Raw genomic sequence first — 19,851 nt, 5'->3', positions numbered from 1 at the left:
CGGCGCGGTCCGGCTACGCGATGCGTCTGGCCAGCGTCGCGTAGCGCGCCGCACGGACCACCGGAGCCAGGCCGCGGACCTGGAGGAACACCGCGGCGCGGGCGCGGACCTGGGCGATGTCGCCGTCGAGCAGACCGGCGCCGCCGCGGGCCACCACCGCGGCCGTGGTGGCCCGCACCGCGATCTCGTCGAGCACGGCGCGCCAGTGCGGCTCGGGCAGCGGGCCGGCCACCGCCCGTTCCAGCTCGTCGGAGAGCGCGCGCAGCGACGGCTCGCTGGGCTGGGCGAGCAGCGCGTCGTCGAGGGCGGCGCGGGCCAGGCCGTACGGGCCGGGTGGGGGCAGCGCCGGGAGGTCGGCCGGGTTCACCTCCGGGTCGATCTGCTGGGCGCGGCGGACCTCCCACCCGATCAGCCCGTCGCGGGCCTTCCAGTCGGCGACCGGGATCACCTCGGTGACATACGCGTCCGGCAGCAGGTAGCCGTCGAGGGTCAACTCCGCGGTACGGGAGCCGTAGACCGCGGTGAGCGGCAGCACCCGGCCGGTGATCCGGGGGTCGTGCAGGTCGGCGAGGCCGAAGACGTACCGCTCGGCCGACTCGTCGACCGCGCCGAGCCAGAGCACGTCGGTCAGGCCCCAGCCGGAGTGCCAGCCGATCACGCCGTCGACCCGGTAACCGCCGGGCACCCGGGTGGCAACCGTGCCGCGCCGCTGCGGCCAGGACCGGACGTGACCCATCCCGGCCCCGCCGAACAGCTCGCCGGCTGCCAGCCGGGGCAGCAGCGCGAGGGTCTGCGGGGTCCCGGCCTGGATCGCCGGCCCGACCGGGGCGCCGTGCTGGGTGACGATCGTGGCGGTGGACGGGTCGGCGCCGAAGAGCAGGTTGTCGGCCGCGACCCGCACCTGCGGCGGGACCCGCACGCCGCCGAACTCCTCCGGCACCGACCAGCGGTAGTAGCCGGCGTCGCGCAGCGCCTCCAGGTGTGAGCGCGGCACCTCGGTGCGGTCCACCCGGGCCGCGGCCGGTGCCAGCACCTCCGCGACGACCTCGGCGAACCGCCGATAGGCCGGGTGCGAGCGCACGTCGACGCCCTCCAGAACACTCATCGGTCAACCTCCTTCACAGACAGCCGGTCGTCATGCCGTGGCCGGCAGGTTCGCGCCGGGATAGCGGGCCTTCAGGTACGCGGCCAGTTCAGGGCTCTCCAGGGCGTGCGTCAGGTCGAGCACCCGCGGGTCGCCGGCGAGCCGGGCCGGCGCGGTCAGCACCCGTGCCCACGGGTTGTCCGGGCCCTGCTCGACGGCGAGCGGGTCGGTGGCCGGGTTCAGCCCGAGCGTCGTGGCCTGCGCCGGGGTGAGCACGATCGCGTCGTACTGCTGGTAGACCTCGCGCAGGTGCACATCGGAGTACTGGCTGAGCAGCCGCAGGTGGCGCAGCGAGTCGGTCACGTTGGCCTGGCTGACCGCGAGGTCGGCCGGGCCGGTGCCACCGAACGCGCGGTCGAGTTTCACCAGCTTGGCGCGCTGCAACAGGTAGAGGCCGCGGGCGAAGCCCTCGTCGTCGCCGGGCAGCACGATCTTCGCGCCGTGCGGCAGGCTCCTGCCGCGGATCTCGTCCTCGACGATGCCCGCCCCGACCCAGGAGGTCGTCTCCTTCAGGTCGGTCCACCGCGACGAGTAGAGGCCGAACGGGATGACGTCGACCCGGGCCACGATGCTCGCCGGGTCGCCGACGGCCGGCGCCTCCTGGTAGAACGCGAGGTCGGCGTGGTCGGGCCGGTCGACCAGCTGGACCGTGGTGGTGGGGGCGAGCAGGTGGTCGATCGCGTACTGGAGGATCTCGCGATATTCGCCGGGTCCGGTGTAAACCGACAGCGTGCCCGCGCCCGTCTGATAGGTGACGGCGGGGTGCGACCCGCAGCCCGCCAGGACGAGAGCGAGCAGGCCGATGAGTGTGCGTTTCATCGCGGTTCCTAACGGACGTCGTATCGGAACGAGGCGACCCGGGGTCCCGCCCGAGTGCCGAATGTGACTGTCACCTGCCAGGTGCCGGTGACCGGCACGACCAGGTCGCGGCTGGTCCATCGGGTGCCGTCGCCGGTGTCCTCGGGGGCGCCGAAGCGGACCGGCAGCCGGGCCACGTTGGCGTCGCGGGAGGACAGGTCCACCGTGAGCGGCGAGTTCTGCGGCGCTTCGACGATCAGTTGCTGCGGCCCGCGCCGGGTGGACGGGATGCTGACGTCCAGGACAGCGCCGGCACCGAAATCGACAGTCGTGTGCACCGGCGGGTCGTAACTGGCGGTCGCCGGGGCCACCGAGGAGAGCACCCCGGTCGCCCCGAGGACCACCGTGGCCAGCAGCACCTCAGCGGTGACGAACCGGCCGAGCCGGCGGTAAGCGACGGCGGCCGCGGCCAGCACCAGGGCCACCAGCCCGACCTTGACCAGCAGGATCTTTCCGTAGGAGGTGGTGAGCACCGCGTCGACCGCCGGCACCCGCAGCACCGCCAGGCCGGCTCCGGTGGCCACCGCGAGGCCTGCGTGGACCAGTGCGTATCGGTGCCAGGCAGCGAGCGGGACGTCGCGGCGGCGATCGACCACGATCACCACGACCCCGCCGAGCCAGGCCAGCACCGCGTACACGTGCAGCAGGGTCACCACCAGCGGCAGCGGGAACAGGGCGCGGTCCGCGCCGTGCCCGCCGTAGGCGACGGCGGCCACCGTCGCCGCCGACGCGAGCCACCCGCCGAGCCACCTCAGCCGCCCAGCCACCGTGGCCGGCCGCCCCGCCACCACGACAGGCGGCTCTGCAACGGCGGCCGACCGCTCTGCCACCACGGCACGCGGCTCCGCAACGGCAGCCGACCGCTCCGCCACCACGGCACGCGGCTCCGCAACGGCAGCCGACCGCTCCGCCACCACGGCACGCGGCTCAGCAACGGCAGCCGACCGCTCCGCCACCACGGCACGCGGCTCAGCAACGGCAGCCGACCGCTCCGCCACCACGGCACGCGGCTCCGCAACGGCAGCCGACCGCTCCGCCACCACGGCACGCGGCTCAGCAACGGCAGCCGACCGCTCCGCCACCACGGCACGCGGCTCAGCAACGGCAGCCGACCGCTCCGCCACCACGGCACGCGGCTCAGCAACGGCAGCCGACCGCTCCGCCACCACGGCACGCGGCTCAGCAACGGCAGCCGACCGCTCCGCCACCACGGCAGGCAGCTGTGCAGCGGAGGCCGGTCGCTCTGCCACCGCGGCCGGCCTTCGACCGGGGTCCCGCGGACGCAGTGCCGGTGATGAGGGCGGCCGATGGGGGCTCCACGGACGCACTGCCGCCAATGACGACAGCCAGCCGAGGCGTCGCCGACGCACTGCCGCCAACAACGGCAACCGGGCCAGGCTCCCCCGACGCACTGCCGCCAATGACGACCGCCGGCCGAGGCGCCACGGACGCACTGCCGCCAACAACGGCAGCCGCGCCAGGCGCCACGGACGCACTGCCGCCGATGACGACAGCCGGCCGAGGCGCCATGGACGCTCTGGTGGTGCGGCGAGCGCGACCAGTCCGATCAGGGTAGCGAGCGCGGCGAGGCCGAATCCGCTGCTCACGAGTTCGCGCACTGCGGCGGCGGAGAGGTGGGTGACGCCGCCGGAGCGTTGGGACGCTTCGACGGCCAGGCGGCCGGTGAGGCCCACGGCGAGCAGGGCGCCGCCCCAACGGACGGTCAGCTGCCAGCGGCGGTGCCGGCGCAGGTGCGGCCAGAGGCGGGTGGTGGTCCACCGGACCCCGGCGGACAGGACCGCGCCGGTGTAAACGAGGAGTTTGAGGGCGTACAGGAAAGGGTTTTGCTCTCTGTCGGCGGGGGCCGTGAGCAGGCCGGCGGCCGTGCCCACGGTGAACGCCGCGGATACCGACACCACGTGCGTGTCGGGCGAGAGCAGCCGGGCGGTGGCCAGGAACGAGCCGTCCGGCAGGGCGGTGACCAGGCGCACCGTGACGACGGTGCGGCCGGCGTTCAGGTAGGTGCCGGCCACCGGATGGCGAGTGCCGTCCCGGTCGATCACCTGGGGCGAGTCCCGCACCACCGAGACGGGCTCGTCGAGGGTGAACACGATCTGCGCGGTTCCCCGGTCCAGGTGGCTGCCGTCGGCGGGGGCGGTGCTGATCAGGGTGGCGTGGGCCGACGCGGGCGCCGGGAACGCCAGCGTTGCCAGGATCGTTGACGCGACCACCGCGCCGAGCCGTCGCCACATCCGGTTACCTCGTTCGCCGCACGGCTGCCGAGAGCGAGAGCACCAGCGCCAGGCCGATCAGGACCCACTGGGTGACCTGGGCGCCGTTCGTCTCGGCCCGGGGCGTGATCACCGTGGCCGCGGCGCCGCCGTGGTGGCCTGCGGACGCTTCGTCGAGGACCACGATCGGCGCCGGGTGGTCCGGCTCGGAGGCGTCCAGGGCCACCTCGTCCCACTTCACCGACGATCCGTCGCTGTACTGCTGGATCGTCGGCAGCGGCACCGCGCTCCGGTCCTCGGGCCACGGGCCGCCGGAGAACGTGAAGATCCCGAACTCGGCCGGCCCGAGACCGGCGCCGGCGGCGTGCCAGACGATGCGGGTGACCCGCTCCCCCGCGGTCTCCACCTTCGCCGTCCAGCCGGTCAGTGGCAGCACCTTCACCGAGGTCAGCGTCACGTCGTCGGGGATGGTCACGGTCAGCCCGACCGTCGAGGCCGTCTCGTTCTCGGTCGGCACGCTCAGCCGGACCGCGCCGTAACCGCCCTTGCCGGGCGCGTCCCCGCCGTCGACCCGCACGTGCGCCTGGGCCGGGGCCGCGACCAGCAGGGTCGCGGCGATCACGGCGGCGGCCGCCAGCAGCCTGCTCATCGGGTGGTCAGCCCTCGCTGCCACCGGGTGAGGTAGCGTTCGGCGCCGGCCATCACCGCGTTGACCAGCACACCGAGCAGGCCCAGGGTGAGGATGCCGGCGTAGATCTGCGGGGTCTGCATCCGGTAACTGGCGTTGTTGATGTAGATCCCCAGGCCCTGCGCGCCGCCGACGAGCTCGGCCGCGACCAGGGCGGTGAAGGCGTTGGCGGCCGCCAGCCGGATGCCCGGGAAGAACGACGGCAGCGCCGCGGGCAGCACCACCTGGGTGAAGATGTAGAACCGGCCGGCGCCCAGGGTCCGGGCCGAGTTGATCAAGATGCGTTCCACTCCGCCGACCGCGCCCACCGCGTTGATGAAGATCGGCCAGAAGCAGGCCCAGACCACGATGGCGATCTTCGACTCCTCGTCGATGCCGAGGAACGCCACGAACACCGGCAGCAGCGCGAGCAGCGACAGGTTGCGGAAGAACAGCAGGACCGGCTCGGCGAACTTGCCGAACGCCGGGATCGACCCGACCAGGATGCCGAGCACGATCCCGATCACCAGGGCGATCGAGAAGCCGATCACCGCCCGCTGGATGCTGGGCCAGGCGTCGGTCACGATGGTGCCGTCGGCCAGGCCACCGACGAACGCCTTGACGGTGTCCTGCGGGGTGGCCAGGTACAGCGAGTCGATCAGGCCGCGGTCGATCACCAGCCACCAGAGCACCAGGAAGCCGAGCAGGCCGGCCGTCCCGTACAGGTAGCGGTCGTATTTGACCAGGAATGCGCGGGGGCGCTTGGGGCGCCGGATCGCGACCTCCGCCGGGACCGCCTCAGTCGTCGCCGTTGCCAAGGTGCACCTCCTCCTCGAGGATCCGGGCGACCTGCGCGCGGATGCGGGTGAACTCCAGGCCGCTGCGGGCGGCGCTGGTCCGCGGCCGGGGCAGGTCGACCTCGATCAGGTCCTTGACCCGGCCGGGTGAGCGGGTCATCACCGCGATCCGGTCGGACAGGAAGATCGCCTCGTCGATCGAGTGGGTGACGAACAGGACGGTCTTGCGGGTCCCGCCGGACTCCCAGATGCGCAGCAGTTCGCCCTGGAGGAACTCGCGGGTCTGCGCGTCGAGCGCGGCGAACGGCTCGTCGAAGACCAGGATCTCCGGCTCGTAGGCCAGGACCCGGGCGATCGCGACGCGCTGGCGCATGCCGCCGGAGAGCTGGTGCGGCAGCCGGTTGGCGGCCGTGGCGAGCCCGACGGTGCGCAACACCTCGGCGGCGCGCTCGCGGCGCTCGGCCCGGGGCACCCCGCGGATGCGCAGGCCGGCCTCGACGTTCTTCTGCGCGGTGAGCCAGGGGAACAGCGCGTAGCTCTGGAACACCACGCCGACGTCCTTGTTGACCCCCTCGACGTGCCGGCCGTCGACGAGCACGTCCCCACCGTCGTTGCTCTCCAGCCCGGCCAGGATGTTCAGGAAGGTCGACTTCCCGCACCCGCTGGGCCCGAGCAGCGAGACGAACTCGCCGCTCCGCAGATCAAGATCAAAATTTTCCAGTACGGTGTGGAACCCGCCCGCCGCGTGCGCGTCCGGGAAGATCTTGGCGACCTGCCGGGCCTGGATCTTCACGCTCATCGCGGCCTACCTCCGCACCAGCGGGCTGTCCAGCACCCCGCTGTTCTGCTCGGTCTGGATGATCGACTTGTTCTCGGTCTGGGACTCCAGCAGATCGGCGGATTTCGCGTACGGGTTGTAGGCGTTGGTCGCCATGTCCTCGATCTTGACCTGGCGCCAGGCCGGGGTCACCTCGCCGACCTGTTCGACCAGGTCCCACCAGAGGTTCAGGCTGGCCTTGTCGAGCAGCGCGTTCGGCGCGTAGTGCCAGTTGGTGGTCTGCTCGATCGGGTACCCGGTGGTCTTGCCGGCGATCTCGGCCGACTCCTTGGGGTGCTCGTTGGCCCAGTTCGCGGTCTTGGCGATGATGCCCACGAACTCGCGGGCCGCGGCCGGGTGCGCCTTGAGCCAGGTGTTGCTCGCCTTGTACGGCGCCTGCCCGCCCAGCTCGCCCCAGTCGTCGAAGGACGTGGCGATCTCGGTGAACTTGTCCTTCTGGCTGAGCAGCACGCCGACCAGCGGCGGGTGGAAGACACCGAGCTCGATCTCGCCCTTCTCCAGCGCCGGGGCCACCAGCTCGGCCTTCAGCTCGACGAATTGGATCTTGCTGAGGTCGACGCCGTTCTTCTTCAGCAGCCGCTTGATCACCAGATCGGTGCAGCTGTTCACCCCGGAGACGCCGACCCGGTGACCCGCCAGCGCCTTGAGGTTCTTCAGGGTGATCGGCGAGCCCGCCTTCACGAAGTACGCCATGTGCGGCTCCTCCGGCAGGTCCAGCATGCTGGAGGCGATCAGCGTGAAACCCTTGACACCCTTCGAGTACGCGGTGATGTTGTCGCTCTGCATGCCGGTCGCGATGTCCACCTTGCCCTGGTCGAGCAGCTGGGTCGCGGGCACCGTGGTGGCCGGGCCGACGTATTCCGGCCGGACACCGGCGTTCTTCCAGTAACCGAGCTCGTCGGCGATCCGGACCAGCGACAGCGCGGTGGGCGAGTTGGCGAACCGGAAACTCACGTAGTCCTTGCCGCCCGCGTCGCCGCCGCAGCCCGCCAGCAGCGAGGTGACCGCGGCGACGGCGGCCGCTCCCGCGATCACCCGCGACAGCCTGCCGACCAGGCGTTTTCGTCCCACTTCGGTACTACCGCTCATGGCGGTCTTCCTCTCTCACGGCCGCGCCCGTCTCAGGTGTCCGTCGCGGAAAGTCGAGCCGCCGGGGTGCCGCACCGGCTGGGCTTGGATCAGTCTTGGGCGATCGGCCGCGGCGGAACAACGCCGCCGCGCTTCACGAATCCCGTAGCTGAACTTCAGCATCGCCGCGCCGTTGACGTGCTCTCTTGACAAATCCGCCCATCGCACATCTCCTATAGGCGGTATAGAGATTCGCCCGGGTCCAAAGGGGAATGCGTGCTGCACCTCAACGTCAACATCCTGAACGCGGGCGTCTTCGGCGGCTCGTGGCGTTACCCGGGCACCGACGGCACCGCCGGCTTCACCGTCGAGCACTACACGACCATCGCCCGCAAGGCCGAGGCCGCGAAACTGGACGCGGTGTTCCTGGCCGACGGGCCGGTGCTCGACCCGAACATCCGATACCGGCCCGGCAACAGCCTGGAGCCGACCACGGTGCTGGCCCGGATCGCCGCGCAGACCGAGCGGATCGGGTTGATCGGCACGCTGTCGTCGTCCTACAACGACCCGGTCGAGCTGGCCCGCCGCCTCGGTGACCTCGACCATCTCTCCGGCGGCCGGTTCGGCTGGAACGTGGTCACCACGGCCGGCGCGGCGGCCGCCGGCAACTTCGGCCGGGCCGCCGAGCCCGGGCACGCCGGCCGCTACCGGCGCGCCGCCGACGTCGCCGCGCAGGTGGTCGCCGCCTGGGCGGCCCGCACCGAGCTGGCCTCCCCGCAGGGCCGGCCGGTCGTCGTGCAGGCCGGCGGGTCGACCGACGGCCGGCGGCTGGCGTCGCGGATCGGCGAGGTGATCTTCTCGGCCGACCAGGACCTCGCGCACGCGCGGGCGTTCCGCGCGCAGATCCGCGACGGGGCGCGGGCGTTCGGGCGCTCCCCCGGCGAGATCGTCGTGCTGCCCGGCCTGTCGACCGTGGTGGGCAGCACCGAGGCGGAGGCGAGGGCGCGGCGGGAGCGGCTCGACGAGCTCCTGCCCGACGCGTACGCCCGCAGCCGGCTCGCCGGTCAGCTCGGCATCTCACTGGACGGGCTCTCCGACGACGAGCCGATCCCGGACGGGCTGCTCGTCGAGCCGGACGCGGCCGGCGGCTCGCAGACGTTCTACCGGGTGGTCAAGCAGATCGTCGACCGGGACCGGCCGACCCTCGGCCAGCTGCTCAAACGGCTCTCCGGCGGGGGCGGGCACCGGATCGTGACCGGCACCCCGAAACAGATCGCCGACGACATCGAGACCTGGTACCGGGCCGGCGCCGCGGACGGCTTCAACGTGATGCCCGACGTGCTGCCGACCGGCTTCGACGACTTCGCCGACCACGTCGTCCCGGAACTGCGCCGGCGTGGCCTGTTCCGCACCGAGTACGAGGGGTCCACGCTGCGCGGGCACCTCGGCCTCGGCCTGCCCGCCCTGCCCGCCCCGGAGGTGGCCCGATGACCAGCCCGACCGTTCAGCTCGCCCTCGCCGTCGGCGGTCCGGGCCTGCTCTCGCTCGCCGACGCCGGCACGATCGCGGCCGCCGCCGAGCAGGCCGGCATCGCCGCGATCCGGCTCGCCGACCGCTCCCCGCACGGCGTCGCGCTCGACCCGACCGTGACCGCGTCGTACCTGGCCGGGCGGCACGGCGGCGTCGGCTGGGTGCCGGAGCTGCCGACCACCGGAAACGCGCCGTACAACGCGGCCCGCCGTGTGCTGTCACTGGACCGGGCCACCGGGGGCCGGTCCGGGGTGGCGCTGCGCCCGGGCACCGGTGACGAGGTGAGCGAGCAGGTGGTCCCCGAGCCCGGCGCCACCGACCCGGTGCGCCGCTGGACCGAGTACGCCCGGGTGCTGGCCCGGCTCTGGGAGTCCTTCCCGCGCACCGCGGTGATCGGTGACCAGCGCTCCGGAGTGGTCGTCGACAACAGCCGCATCACGCCGATCCGGCACGAGGGCGCCTTCTACCGGGTCGCCGGGCCGCTCGACGGGCCGTCCTCGGCGCAGGGCCGGCCGGTCCTCGTCGCCGACCTGGGGCTGCTCGACGCCGGCGCGGTGGCGCCGCTCGCCGACGTCGTCGTGGTCGACCTGGCACAGGCGGCCGGCGCCGACGCGGTGCTGTCGCAGGCGCTGCGGCTGGCCGGGCGGGACCGCGGCGAGATCGCCCTGCTCGGCCGGGTCGCCGTGCGGCGCGCGGACGCGGCCGGCGGGCTCGCCGGGCGCCTGCGGCGCTGGGCCGACGAACACCTGCTCGACGGGATCGAGCTGGTGCCCGAGGGCGGCGCGGAGGACGTCGTCACGGTGCTGCAAGCGCTCACCCCCCGCCCACCGGCACCCACCCTGCGCGCCGGGTACGGCCTGCTCGAACGTCTGGTGGTGCCGGCGTGACCACGGAGGTGATCGCGACGACGTGGACGGTCGCGGGCATCCGGGCCGGCGCCGCACCGGTGCTGCGGCGGCTCGCCGCCGGCGCCCGCGACCGGGAACTGACCCGTACCTATGCCAACCGTGAGGTGCGGGCGCTCGCCGAGCAGCGGATCACCCTGGTCGGGATCGCGGCGGCCGACGGCGGCGCGGGCGGCACGGTCCGCGACGTCACCGACCTGGTCGTGGCGATCGCCCGGGCCGACTCCAACGTCGCCCAGGCGCTGCGCAACAGCTTCCTGCTCGCGAACCGGGTGGCCCTGCACCACGACCTGCCGCAGCGGGCGCTCACCCTGGCCCGGTTGCGTGCCGGTGACCTGTTCGCCGGCACCGGCAACGAGCGCGGCGGCGGGGCCAGCGGATCGGTGCACACCACGCTGCGCCGCGACGGCGACGGTTACCTGGTCGACGGCGAGAAGTACTACTCCACCGGCGGGCTCTACGCGACGTGGTTCACCGGCTCGGCCACCGGCGAGGACGGGCGGGTGTACGGCTTCACCGTCCCGGCGAGCCGCGACGGTGTGCAGCGCCTCGACGACTTCGACGCGATCGGGCAGCGGCTCACCCAGAGCGGCACCACCCGGCTGGTGAACGTGCGGCTGAGCGCCGACGAGGTGACGCCCCGGGACAACAGTGCCCTGGACGTCCCGTGGGCCGGCTCGTTCGCGCAGCTCTACCTGGCCGCGGTGGAGGCCGGGATCGCCGCCGCCGTGCTCGACGACGCGATCGCGTTCGGGCGGGACCGGGCCCGGCCGATCAAGCACAGCTCCGCGGCACGCAGCGTGGACGACCCGTACGTACGGCACACCGTCGGGGAGATCGCGGCCCGGGCGCAGGCGGCGCGGGCGGTGGTGCTGCTCGCGGCGGAAGCGCTTGATGGCGTACGCGAAGAGCGGGAACCGGAAGAACGGCGGACCACGGCCGCGGCCGCGGCGGTGACCGTCGCCCAGGCCGGCGTGATCGCGGTGGAATCGGCGCTGAAAGCGGCGGAGTTGCTCTTCGACGTCGGCGGCGGGTCGGCGACCGACCGCGATCTGGGCTTCGACCGACACTGGCGCAACGCCCGCACGGTCGCCAACCACAATCCTCGGCAGTGGAAGGCGGCCGTCGCCGGCGCGTGGCACCTGACCGGCGAGGAACCACCGACCACCGGATTGTTCTGACAAGGAGCCCGCATGAGCACCGACCGCTACGACCGACTCGCATACCGCCGCACCGGCGACTCGGGCCTGAGACTGCCCGCGTTCTCGCTCGGACTGTGGCAGAAGTTCGGCACCGACTACGCCTACGACAACCAGCGGGCGATCGTGCTGCACGCCTTCGACCTGGGCATCACCCACTTCGACAACGCCGACCGGTACGGCCCGCCGCACCGCGCCGCGCAGAAGTTCTTCGGCGAGGTGCTGCGCAGGGATCTCGCGGCGCACCGCGACGAGCTGATCCTGTCGACCAAGGCCGGCAACCCGATCGGCCGGAGCCCCTACCAGTCCGGCGGCTCCCGCAAGTCGCTGCTCGCCTCGCTCGACCACAGCCTGCGCGACCTGGGCACCGACTACGTCGACGTGTTCTACCACCACCGCGCCGATCCGGAGACGCCCCTGGAGGAGACGGTCGGCGCCCTGGTCAGCGCGGTCCAGCAGGGCAAGGCGCTCTATGTCGGCGTCTCCAACTACGACACCGCGCTCGCGCATCGGGCCGCCGAGCTGCTACGTCAGGCCGGGGTGCCGCTGCTGGTCCACCAGCCGCGTTACTCGATCTTCGACCGGACTCCGGAGACCGGCGGGTTGCTCGACCAGGCCGCCGCCGACGGGTTCGGGCTGGTCGTCTACTCGCCGCTCGCGCAGGGCCTGCTCACCGACAAGTACCTGGCCGGCATCCCGGCCGGCGCCCGCGCGCTCACCAGCGCGTTCCTGACCCCGGACGCGATCGACGACGCGTACCGGCAGCGGGCCCAGGCACTCAACAAGATCGCGTCCGACCGGGGGCAGTCACTGGCCCAGCTCGCCCTGCAATGGGTGCTGCGCCGGCCGGAGGTCACCTCGGCGATCCTCGGGGCGAGCTCGCCCGAGCAGCTCGACCACAACGTGCGGGCCCTCGACTTCCCGCCGCTGACCGCGGACGAGCTGGCGCTCATCGACGGCATCTGAGGCGTTCTCGCCCCGCTCATCCCGGCGACCGGAGGCCGCAGGTCACCTCTCGTCGTACCCGAGAGCTTTGAGCGCGAGCCGGTGCAACGTCTCGCGCTCGGCCGGGGTGAGCCGGGCGAGCAGCACGTCGGTGGCCTCGGTGAGCTTGGCGTCGGTGTCCCGGCGCAGCCGGTTGCCCGCCGCGGTGATGGTCAACCGGTACTTGCGGCGGTCCTCCGGGTCGCGGGTACGGGTGACCAGGCCCGCTTTCTCCAGGCTGTCGATGAGCCGGACCACCTCGCTGCGGTCGATCTCCATGGCGTTGGCCATCTCCTGCTGGGAGATCTCGGCGCGCTCGGCGAGGTAGGTCAGCACCCAGTGCTCGCGCAGCGGGGTGTCCAGCTGAGCGTGCAGGGCCTTGTGCAGCTTGCCGAACAGGTACGTCGGGAAGCGCAGCAGGCCGGCCGGGTGGAAGGCGCCCGCGGCGGACGGTTCGGTGGTCACCTGCTGATTATATCTATTGTTGAGCTCCTCAATCATTGTTAGCCTCTGCAATTGGGAGGCTCATCAATGCTGCGAGGAGGAGCTGTGACGACAACGCGAACCGACCGGATCCCCGCTCACGTCTGGCGCATCGCCGGCGTGGTGGTGTTCGGCGCGGTCATGGGCATGCTGGACACCTCACTGGTCAACATCGGACTGCGCACCATCGGCACCGACCTGGGCGCCCCGCTGCCCACCGTCCAGTGGGTGGCCAGCGCCTACTGCTGGCCCTCGGCGTCTCGCTCACCGTGTGCGGCTGGCTCGCCCGCCGGGTCGGCGTGACCCGGCTCTGGCTCGCGGCCCTGGCCGCCTTCACCCTCACCTCGGTGGCCTGCGCCTTCGCGCCGACCGCGGGCTGGCTGATCGGCACCCGCATCCTGCAGGGTCTCGCGGCCGGGCTGATGATCCCGGCCGGGCAGACCATCCTGGGCCAGGCGGCCGGGCCGCAGCGGATGGGCCGGGTGATGGGCGTGGTCGGGATCGCGGTCGTCGGCGCGCCGGCGATCGGCCTGACCGTCGGCGGGTTCATGCTGGCGCACTGGAGCTGGCCGTGGCTGTTCCTGATCAACGTGCCCTTCGGGCTGGCCGGCCTGGCGCTCGGGCTGCGATATCTGCCCCGTTCGCAGGGTGCGCCGGCGCACCGGCCCGACGTGCTCGGGGTGGTGCTCGCGGGCGGCGGGGTGTCCGCGGTGGTCTACGGGCTGTCCGAGATCGGCACGGCCGGGTCGGTGACCGCGCCGCCGGTCTGGCTGCCCGTGGCGCTCGGGCTCCTCGCGGTGGCCGGGTTCGTGGTGCGCACGCTGCGCAGCGAGCGGCCACTGCTGGACGTGCGGCTCTTCGGCATCCCCGCCTTCCGGGCCGCGACCAGCGCCGGGTTCTTCGCCGGTGGCGCCATGTTCGGCGTGATGGTGCTGCTGCCGCTGTACTTCCAGGTGCTGCACGGCACCGGGCTGATCCGCACCGGGGTGGACCTGCTCGCCTACGGGGTGGGCGGGATCGTCATGCTGCCGCTGGGCGGCCGGCTGACCGACCGGTTCGGCGGCGGGCGGGTCGCGGTGCTCGGCAACCTCGCCATCGCGGCCGCGGTCCTGCCGCTGGCCCTGCTGCCCGCCGACGCGAACGGGATCCTGCTCCAGGCCCTGCTCTTCGGGGCCGGGATGGCCACCGGGGTCGCGGCGATGCCGCTGGTGTCGTCGGCGTACGCGGCGGTCCGCCGCGAGCAGCTGCCCGACGCGACGGCGATCGTCAACATCACGCAGCGGGTGGGCGGCGCGGTCGGGGTGGCCACGGTGGCGGTGATCCTGTCCCGCGCGACGGCGTCCGGCTGGGCCACGGCCTCGGGATACCACCTGGCCTTCGCCGCGCTGGCCGGCCTGTCGCTCGCGGCCTCGGCCGCGTCGATCGTGCTGCGCGCCCAGCAGCGCCGGGACAGCACCGCCACCGCTCGGATTCCAGCAGGTCAGCCGCGGTCGTGAGGGCGGTCGTGAACTCGTCCGGCGCGATGCGGGCGGCGAACGTCCGCCGCATCGTCGTCAGCGAGGCCGCCAGGCGCTGTTACCGGCGCTGACCGCCCGGAGGCGACGTGCGCGGCGTCCACTCACGGGCCAGGACGGCGAAGACGATCTGGTCGGCCCACTCGCCGTTGAACAGGTAGCTCTCGACGTGATGGGCCTCCTGCCGCATGCCGAGCCGGGCCATCAGCCGGGCGGACGCGGCGTTGCGGCCGTGGCAGCGGGCGACCACCCGGTGCAGGCCGAGCTCGGTGAATCCCCAGTCCAGCAGCGCGGTGGCGGCTTCGGTGGCCAGGCCGCGGCCGCCATGGCCGGGGTGGAAGACGTAGCCGAGTTCGGCGGTGCGCTCGGACCGGCTGCGCCAGACCAGCTCGACGGTCCCGATGACTGTGCCGCCGGTGACCGCGGCGAGGGTCAGGCAGTCACCCTCCTCGCGCAGCGCGTCCTCGCTCGCCATGGCGAGCACCGAGGCACGTGACTGCTCGCGGGTGCGCGGCCCGGTTCCGAGCATCCAGCGCACGACGTCGGGGCGGGACTGGAACGCGTACACGTCGTCGAGGTCGTCCGGGGTGACCGGGCGCAGGGTGAGCCGGGCGGTGCTGATCGGGTACGTGGGCTGGAACACCTGTCCACGATAGAGGGAAGGCGGTGGTCCTCGATCGGTGCCGGTGGGAGACTGCCGAGCCGTGCGCACCTCCCGAGCCGACGAGCTCAAGTCCGGCCTCCTGGAGATCATCTCGGAGGCCGGCGACGATCCGGACGCGCTCCTCGGGGCCGAGGCGTTCGCCACGGTCGCCGAGCTGGCCGAGCACGCCGGCCAGGACGTCGACGCCGCCTATCTGCTCGGCGCGTGGCACTGGCTGCGCGGTGGGCTGGTGGGCGACGGCGAGCGGGAACGGGAGGTGCAGGCGGCGCTGATCTGGTGGGAGGGGTGCTTCCCCCAGTACGTCGACGAGCTGCCGACCGTGCTGCTGCCCGCGCTGACCCGGCTGGCGCCGCGGGTGGGTGACACCCCGCACCACTGGAACCTGGAGGCCGGTCTCCTGATGGAGTCGTCGGCCGGCGGCGAGTGCCGGGCGGTGCTGGACCGGGCCGTCGCGCTGCTGCACGACGCGGCACGGGAGGGACCGGACCCGTTCGTGCATCGCGGCGACCTGTGCAACGCGCTGCGGCTGCGGTTCGACCGGTTCGGCGACCGGGCGGACATCGACGAGGCGATCCACGTCGGTACGGCCGCGCTCGCCGAGGCGCCGGCGGACTTCCCCGCCCGGGCCGGGCTGCTGACGAATCTCGGCCTGGCACTGCACGCCCGGCACGAGCGGACCGGCGCCGCCGAGGATCTCGACGAGGCGTTGCGCCTGCACCGGGCGGCGGTCGCGGCGGAACCCGGGCAGCCCCTGCCGCTGTCCAACCTGGCCGGCGCGGTGATCAGCCGCTTCCACCGCACCGGGGCGCGCGCCGACCTGGACGAGGCGATCGACCTGGGCCGCCGGGCGGTGAGCCTGGCCGGCCCCGGCGATCCGGACCGTTCCGGGTTCCTGTCCAACGTCGGCGGCGCGCTGCGGCAGCGGTTCGAGGCGTTCGGCGACGACGCCGACCTGGAGGAGGCCGTGCGGATCCACCGGTGGTCGCTGGCCGACGTCCCGGACGACCACCCGGACCGGCGCCGTCGCCTGGAGTGCCTGGCCGCCGCGGTGCAGGCGCGGTTCGAACGGTACGGCGACGACGCCGACCTCGACGAGTTCGTCGGCCTCGCCCGGGACTGCTCCCCCGACCTGCTCGCCTCCGCGCTGGTCCAGCGCTTCGAGCGGACCGGGCAGAGCGCCGACCTCGACGAGGCCGTCGACCTGCGACGGGAGGTGCTCGACGCGCTGCCGGACGACCACGCCGACCGGCTCGACACCCGGCACAATCTGGCGGTCGCCCACTACCTCCGCTTCTCGCACACCGGCGACAGCGCCGACCTGGACGCCGCGATCGCGTTGTTGCACCAGGTCCTCGCGATGCCGCCGGAACGCACGCAGGGCCGGGCGTGGTCCCAGCTCTGCATCGCCCTGCGGGCCCGCTTCGAGCGAACCACCGACCCGTCCGACCTGGACGACGCCGTCACCGCCGGCCGGCGGGCGATCGCGGACTCCGGCGGCCCGGCGGGCCTGGCGAATCTGAGCGCCGCCCTCTGGACGCGTTTCGAGCACCGCGGTGAGGTGGCCGACCTCGACGAGGCACTGCGCCACCTGCGAGCCGCCCAGGAGACGCTGCCGGAGGACCATCCCGACCGGCGCCTGATGCTGACCAACCTGGCGACCATCGGGCGGACCCGGTACGAGGCGGGCCGCGGCGACCACTTCCTGAGCGAGGCGATCGACGCCGCGGAGGCGGCGCTGACCGGGCTGCCCGACGGCCACCCGGACCGCGGCATGTACCTCGGCAACCTCGGCCTGGCCCTGCGCGCCCACTCCGGCGGCCGCGACCGGGCGATCGACACGCTGCGCGAGGCGGCGCTCGCCGACGGGACCGCCGCGGCACTCGGCACGCAGCTCGGGCACGCCTGGGCCCGGCTGGCCGCCGAGGCGGGCCGCCCGGACGAGGCGGCACGTGCCTGGGCGACGGTCTTCGCGCGGCTCCCGGAGCTTGCCGACCACGGACTCGGCCGCGCCGACCGGCAGCACCACCTGAGCCTGGTGAGCAACCTCGGCGCCGAGGCCGCCGTGACCGCGTTGACGCTCGGTGACGTGGAGCAGGCCTGGGCGTGGCTGGAGCAGGGGCGCGGCGTACTTCTCGCGCAGACGCTGGAGTCGCGGGCCGGGCTCGGCGAGCTGCGCCGGGTGCGGCCCGACCTGGCCGACCGGGTCGTCGCGGCACGCGCGGTCCTGGACGCCGAGCCGGTGCCGGACCTGGCCACCGTCCGGGGCCGCCGGGAGGTCGCCGGGCGCTGGCGCGGCCTGCTCGACGAGATCCGCGCGACGCCCGGCTTCGCCCGGTTCGGGCTGCCGCCCACCATCGCGCAGCTGCGCCGGGCCGCGCGCGGCGGCACGCTGGTCGCCGTGCTGGCCAGCGACGAGGGCTGCCACGCGCTGACCATGACCGAGCGCGGCGCCGGCACGGTCGCGCTGCCGGCGCTGACCTACGACGAGGCGATCGCGCGGGCCAACGCGCTGCGCGGGGCGGTCGACGGGGAGGAGCCGGACACGGTCCGGGAGGTGCTCGGCTGGCTGTGGGACACGGTGACCGGGCCGATCCTGCGCCACCTCGGGCACACCGCGACGCCGGGGCCGGGCGAGCGGTGGCCGCGGGTGTGGTGGATGCCGACCGGGCCGTTCGGGACGCTGCCGCTGCACGCGGCGGGGCGGGAGACGGGCGTACCGGATCTGGTGGTCTCGTCCTATGCGCCGACCGCGCGGATCCTCGACCACGCCGGGCGCCCCGATCAGGGCCGGCATGACGGCCGGGTGGTCGCGGTCGGGGTGAACGAGGCGCCCGGCATGCCGCCGTTGCTGCACGCGCGCCGGGAGGCGGAGCAGGTGGCCGCAGCCGAGCTGGGCGGTGCCGCGACGCTGCTGCTGGACGAGCAGGCGACTCGGGAGGCGGTCCGGGCGTGGCTGCCGCGGGCCCGCTGGGCGCACCTGGCCTGCCACGCGGCCACCGCGACCGACCCGGCGCAGGGGCACCTCGCGCTGCACGACGGACCGTTGAGCGCCCGCGAGCTGACCGGACTCGACCTCAGCGGCGGCTTTCTCGCGTACCTGTCGGCGTGCACCACCGCGGACGGCGGCGTGCGGGTGCCGGACGAGTCGATCCACATCGCGTCGGCGCTGCAACTGGCCGGGTTCACCCACGTGATCGGCACGCTGTGGCCGGTCAGGGACGCGATCGCGCGGCGGTTCAGCCGGTCCGTCTACGCCGACCGGGCCCTGGCCGGCGACCCCGCCCTGGCCGTGCACCACGCGGTCCGGGCGCTGCGCGAGCGGTATCCGCAGCGGCCGGATCTCTGGGCGACACACCTGCATTTCGGACCCTGACAGGTACGCTCGGCCGGGTGTTCTCTCCTAACGGCCCGTCGCTGCGGGAGCTGTGCGTGCAGGCACTGTCCTCGGTCGAAGGCGGGTATGACCGGCTGGCGGAGAAATTCGACCACACCCCGTTCCGGACCCCGGACAGCATTCTCCACGCGACCGTCCAGGAGTTGTCGGCGGCGGGGCCGTTCCACCGCGGTCTGGATGTCTGCTGCGGGACCGGCGCGGGCCTGACCGTCCTGGACCGACTGTGCCGGGATCAGGTGACCGGCGTCGACTTCAGCGCCGGGATGCTCGGCGAGGCGCGCGGCGCGGTTCCGCGGGCCACGCTGGTGCGCGCCGATGTCCGGGCGCTGCCGTTCACCGGCGGCTTCGACCTCGCGGTGACCTTCGGTGCGCTGGGGCACTTCCTGCCGTCGGAGCGGCCGGCGCTGTTCGAGGGGGTGCACCGGGCGTTGCGGCCCGGCGGCCTCTTCGCGGTGGCGATCGGCGACCTGCCGACGCGCAACACCGGGGTGTACTGGGCGACGCTCGGCCTGGACCTGGCCATGGTGGTCCGCAACACCGTGGTGCGGCCGCCGTTCGTCATGTATTACCGCACCACTCCCCGGCCCGCGGTCCGGCGTGACCTGCGGGCGGCCGGCTTCACCGTGGAGACGGTCGACCTGAGCGCCGACGGCGGCGACCTGCGGTTCTCGCTGCTGCTCGCCCGCAGACCCGCCATGAGATACTTTGATGGTTAAAACCATCTGAGGAGGGCTCATGCCGGTAACGGTGATCACCGGAGGCACCGACGGCATCGGCAGGGCGCTGGCCACGACCTATCTGGATCGCGGTCACGACGTGCTCGTCATCGGCACCAGCGCGGAGAAGGGAAATGCCTTCCTGGCCGGTGCGGCAGCGGCCGGGGCCGGCGAGCGGGCCCATTTCCTGCCGGCCGATCTGAGTCTGGTCGCCGAGAACCGGCGGGTGATCGCATGGATCACCGAGCGCTTCGCGGCGGTCGACGTCCTGATCCTGGGCGCGCGATTCCACCGCTCGACCCGCGCTGAGACGCCGGACGGGCTGGAGAGCAATTTCGCGCTGTATTACCTCAGTCGCCATCTGCTCAGCCACGGCCTGGTTCCGCTGCTGAACCGCGCCGCCCATCCGGTGGTGCTGAACTTCGGCGGGGCCGGCCTCACCGGGCCACCCCGCTGGGACGACCTGCAGCTGCGGCACAACTATCCCGGCACCGGGGCCCTGGGGCACAGCGCCGCGCTCTGTGACCTGCTCGGCGTACGTTTCACCGCACTACACCGCGAGCCCCCGATCCACTACGTCCTCAACCATCCGGGGGTGGTCGCCACCAGCTTCGCCGGCGAGTACGACCCCGCCACCGCTGCTCACGTCGACGGGTTGCGCACCTCGGGCAAGCCGGTGGCTCTGGCGGTGGCCCAGATCCTCCCCTTCCTGGACTCCCCCGCCACCGGGCTGAGCGCGGTGCTCGAAGGCAAGGCTCTGCCCGTCGACACCCCGGCCTTCGACCCGGAGGCCGCCGCGGCCCTGCACGAGATCACCGAGAAGCTCCTGGCCGACCTGCCCGTGCGCTGACGGGCCGGC

Annotated in this window: 18 protein-coding genes; 9 read left to right on the top strand and 9 right to left on the bottom strand. The window is 73.4% G+C overall.

Annotation, left to right across the window (positions count from 1 at the left end; translation table 11 throughout):
- Positions 1-13 precede the first annotated feature (13 nt).
- Genes Aiant_RS41115 through Aiant_RS41085 form a run of 7 tightly spaced genes read right to left on the bottom strand, consistent with a single transcriptional unit; the run spans position 14 to position 7,624 of the window.
- Entirely contained in the window at positions 14-1,105 is a 1,092-nt protein-coding gene (locus Aiant_RS41115; protein ID WP_189330050.1) for an acyl-CoA dehydrogenase family protein, read from the bottom strand.
- Positions 1,106-1,135: 30 nt separating this feature from the next.
- Positions 1,136-1,963 (bottom strand): MetQ/NlpA family ABC transporter substrate-binding protein, encoded by an 828-nt coding sequence (locus Aiant_RS41110; protein WP_189330049.1) that lies wholly within the window; start codon positions 1,961-1,963, stop codon positions 1,136-1,138.
- Positions 1,964-1,971: 8 nt separating this feature from the next.
- The gene (locus tag Aiant_RS41105; protein WP_212846765.1) at positions 1,972-4,254 is read right to left on the bottom strand and encodes a copper resistance CopC/CopD family protein; all 2,283 of its coding nucleotides are present in this window, start codon (positions 4,252-4,254) and stop codon (positions 1,972-1,974) included.
- Between the two features lie 4 nt (positions 4,255-4,258).
- A complete protein-coding gene (locus Aiant_RS41100) occupies positions 4,259-4,882 on the bottom strand; it encodes a YcnI family protein (protein WP_189330046.1) in 624 nt (207 codons plus the stop codon).
- Positions 4,879-5,718 carry an ABC transporter permease gene (locus tag Aiant_RS41095; RefSeq protein ID WP_212846763.1) on the bottom strand — a complete coding sequence of 280 codons (840 nt, stop codon included), beginning with the start codon at positions 5,716-5,718 and terminating at the stop codon, positions 4,879-4,881. Before Aiant_RS41095 ends, Aiant_RS41100 begins: the two co-directional genes overlap by 4 nt.
- Positions 5,699-6,496: an ABC transporter ATP-binding protein gene (locus tag Aiant_RS41090; protein WP_189330045.1), complete on the bottom strand. Its 798-nt coding sequence runs from the start codon at positions 6,494-6,496 to the stop codon at positions 5,699-5,701. Before Aiant_RS41090 ends, Aiant_RS41095 begins: the two co-directional genes overlap by 20 nt.
- A 6-nt stretch (positions 6,497-6,502) precedes the next feature.
- Positions 6,503-7,624 carry an ABC transporter substrate-binding protein gene (locus Aiant_RS41085; protein ID WP_189330044.1) on the bottom strand — a complete coding sequence of 374 codons (1,122 nt, stop codon included), beginning with the start codon at positions 7,622-7,624 and terminating at the stop codon, positions 6,503-6,505.
- 255 nt (positions 7,625-7,879) lie between these two features.
- Between Aiant_RS41085 and Aiant_RS41080 the strand changes: the two genes are divergently transcribed.
- Genes Aiant_RS41080 through Aiant_RS41065 form a run of 4 tightly spaced genes read left to right on the top strand, consistent with a single transcriptional unit; the run spans position 7,880 to position 12,203 of the window.
- Positions 7,880-9,094, top strand: coding sequence for an LLM class flavin-dependent oxidoreductase (locus Aiant_RS41080; RefSeq protein WP_189330043.1), 1,215 nt, complete (start codon positions 7,880-7,882; stop codon positions 9,092-9,094).
- Positions 9,091-10,020: an LLM class flavin-dependent oxidoreductase gene (locus Aiant_RS41075; protein ID WP_189330042.1), complete on the top strand. Its 930-nt coding sequence runs from the start codon at positions 9,091-9,093 to the stop codon at positions 10,018-10,020. The genes Aiant_RS41080 and Aiant_RS41075 overlap by 4 nt, the downstream gene beginning before the upstream one ends.
- A complete protein-coding gene (locus Aiant_RS41070; protein WP_189330041.1) occupies positions 10,017-11,219 on the top strand; it encodes an acyl-CoA dehydrogenase family protein in 1,203 nt (400 codons plus the stop codon). Before Aiant_RS41075 ends, Aiant_RS41070 begins: the two co-directional genes overlap by 4 nt.
- 12 nt (positions 11,220-11,231) lie before the next feature.
- Positions 11,232-12,203, top strand: a complete 972-nt coding sequence (locus Aiant_RS41065) for an aldo/keto reductase (RefSeq protein ID WP_189330040.1) — start codon at positions 11,232-11,234, stop codon at positions 12,201-12,203.
- A 42-nt stretch (positions 12,204-12,245) separates the two neighbouring features.
- Here the strand turns inward: Aiant_RS41065 and Aiant_RS41060 are convergent, their stop codons facing one another.
- Positions 12,246-12,686 carry a MarR family winged helix-turn-helix transcriptional regulator gene (locus tag Aiant_RS41060; protein ID WP_212846762.1) on the bottom strand — a complete coding sequence of 147 codons (441 nt, stop codon included), beginning with the start codon at positions 12,684-12,686 and terminating at the stop codon, positions 12,246-12,248.
- An 84-nt stretch (positions 12,687-12,770) separates the two neighbouring features.
- On the opposite strand from Aiant_RS41060, the gene Aiant_RS41055 reads away from it, so the two are divergent.
- Both Aiant_RS41055 and Aiant_RS41050 read left to right on the top strand, forming a co-directional pair.
- Positions 12,771-13,007, top strand: a complete 237-nt coding sequence (locus Aiant_RS41055) for a hypothetical protein (protein WP_189330038.1) — start codon at positions 12,771-12,773, stop codon at positions 13,005-13,007.
- Positions 12,929-14,200, top strand: coding sequence for a DHA2 family efflux MFS transporter permease subunit (locus Aiant_RS41050; protein WP_189330037.1), 1,272 nt, complete (start codon positions 12,929-12,931; stop codon positions 14,198-14,200). The genes Aiant_RS41055 and Aiant_RS41050 overlap by 79 nt, the downstream gene beginning before the upstream one ends.
- A 79-nt stretch (positions 14,201-14,279) precedes the next feature.
- Here Aiant_RS41050 and Aiant_RS41045 read toward each other — a convergent pair whose 3' ends face one another.
- Positions 14,280-14,861 carry a GNAT family N-acetyltransferase gene (locus Aiant_RS41045; protein ID WP_189330036.1) on the bottom strand — a complete coding sequence of 194 codons (582 nt, stop codon included), beginning with the start codon at positions 14,859-14,861 and terminating at the stop codon, positions 14,280-14,282.
- A gap of 61 nt (positions 14,862-14,922) precedes the next feature.
- Here Aiant_RS41045 and Aiant_RS41040 point away from each other — a divergent pair, with 61 nt between their 5' ends.
- Genes Aiant_RS41040 through Aiant_RS41030 form a run of 3 tightly spaced genes read left to right on the top strand, consistent with a single transcriptional unit; the run spans position 14,923 to position 19,842 of the window.
- Positions 14,923-18,255, top strand: a complete 3,333-nt coding sequence (locus tag Aiant_RS41040) for a CHAT domain-containing protein (protein ID WP_189330035.1) — start codon at positions 14,923-14,925, stop codon at positions 18,253-18,255.
- A 17-nt stretch (positions 18,256-18,272) separates the two neighbouring features.
- Positions 18,273-18,992: a class I SAM-dependent methyltransferase gene (locus tag Aiant_RS41035; protein WP_189330034.1), complete on the top strand. Its 720-nt coding sequence runs from the start codon at positions 18,273-18,275 to the stop codon at positions 18,990-18,992.
- Between the two features lie 19 nt (positions 18,993-19,011).
- Positions 19,012-19,842: an SDR family NAD(P)-dependent oxidoreductase gene (locus Aiant_RS41030; RefSeq protein WP_189330033.1), complete on the top strand. Its 831-nt coding sequence runs from the start codon at positions 19,012-19,014 to the stop codon at positions 19,840-19,842.
- Positions 19,843-19,851: the final 9 nt, after the last annotated feature.

This window comes from Actinoplanes ianthinogenes, assembly GCF_018324205.1.
Classification (GTDB): domain Bacteria; phylum Actinomycetota; class Actinomycetes; order Mycobacteriales; family Micromonosporaceae; genus Actinoplanes; species Actinoplanes ianthinogenes.
Note: the sequence above shows the minus strand (reverse complement) of the source record. Positions and strands in the feature narration are given on the sequence as shown.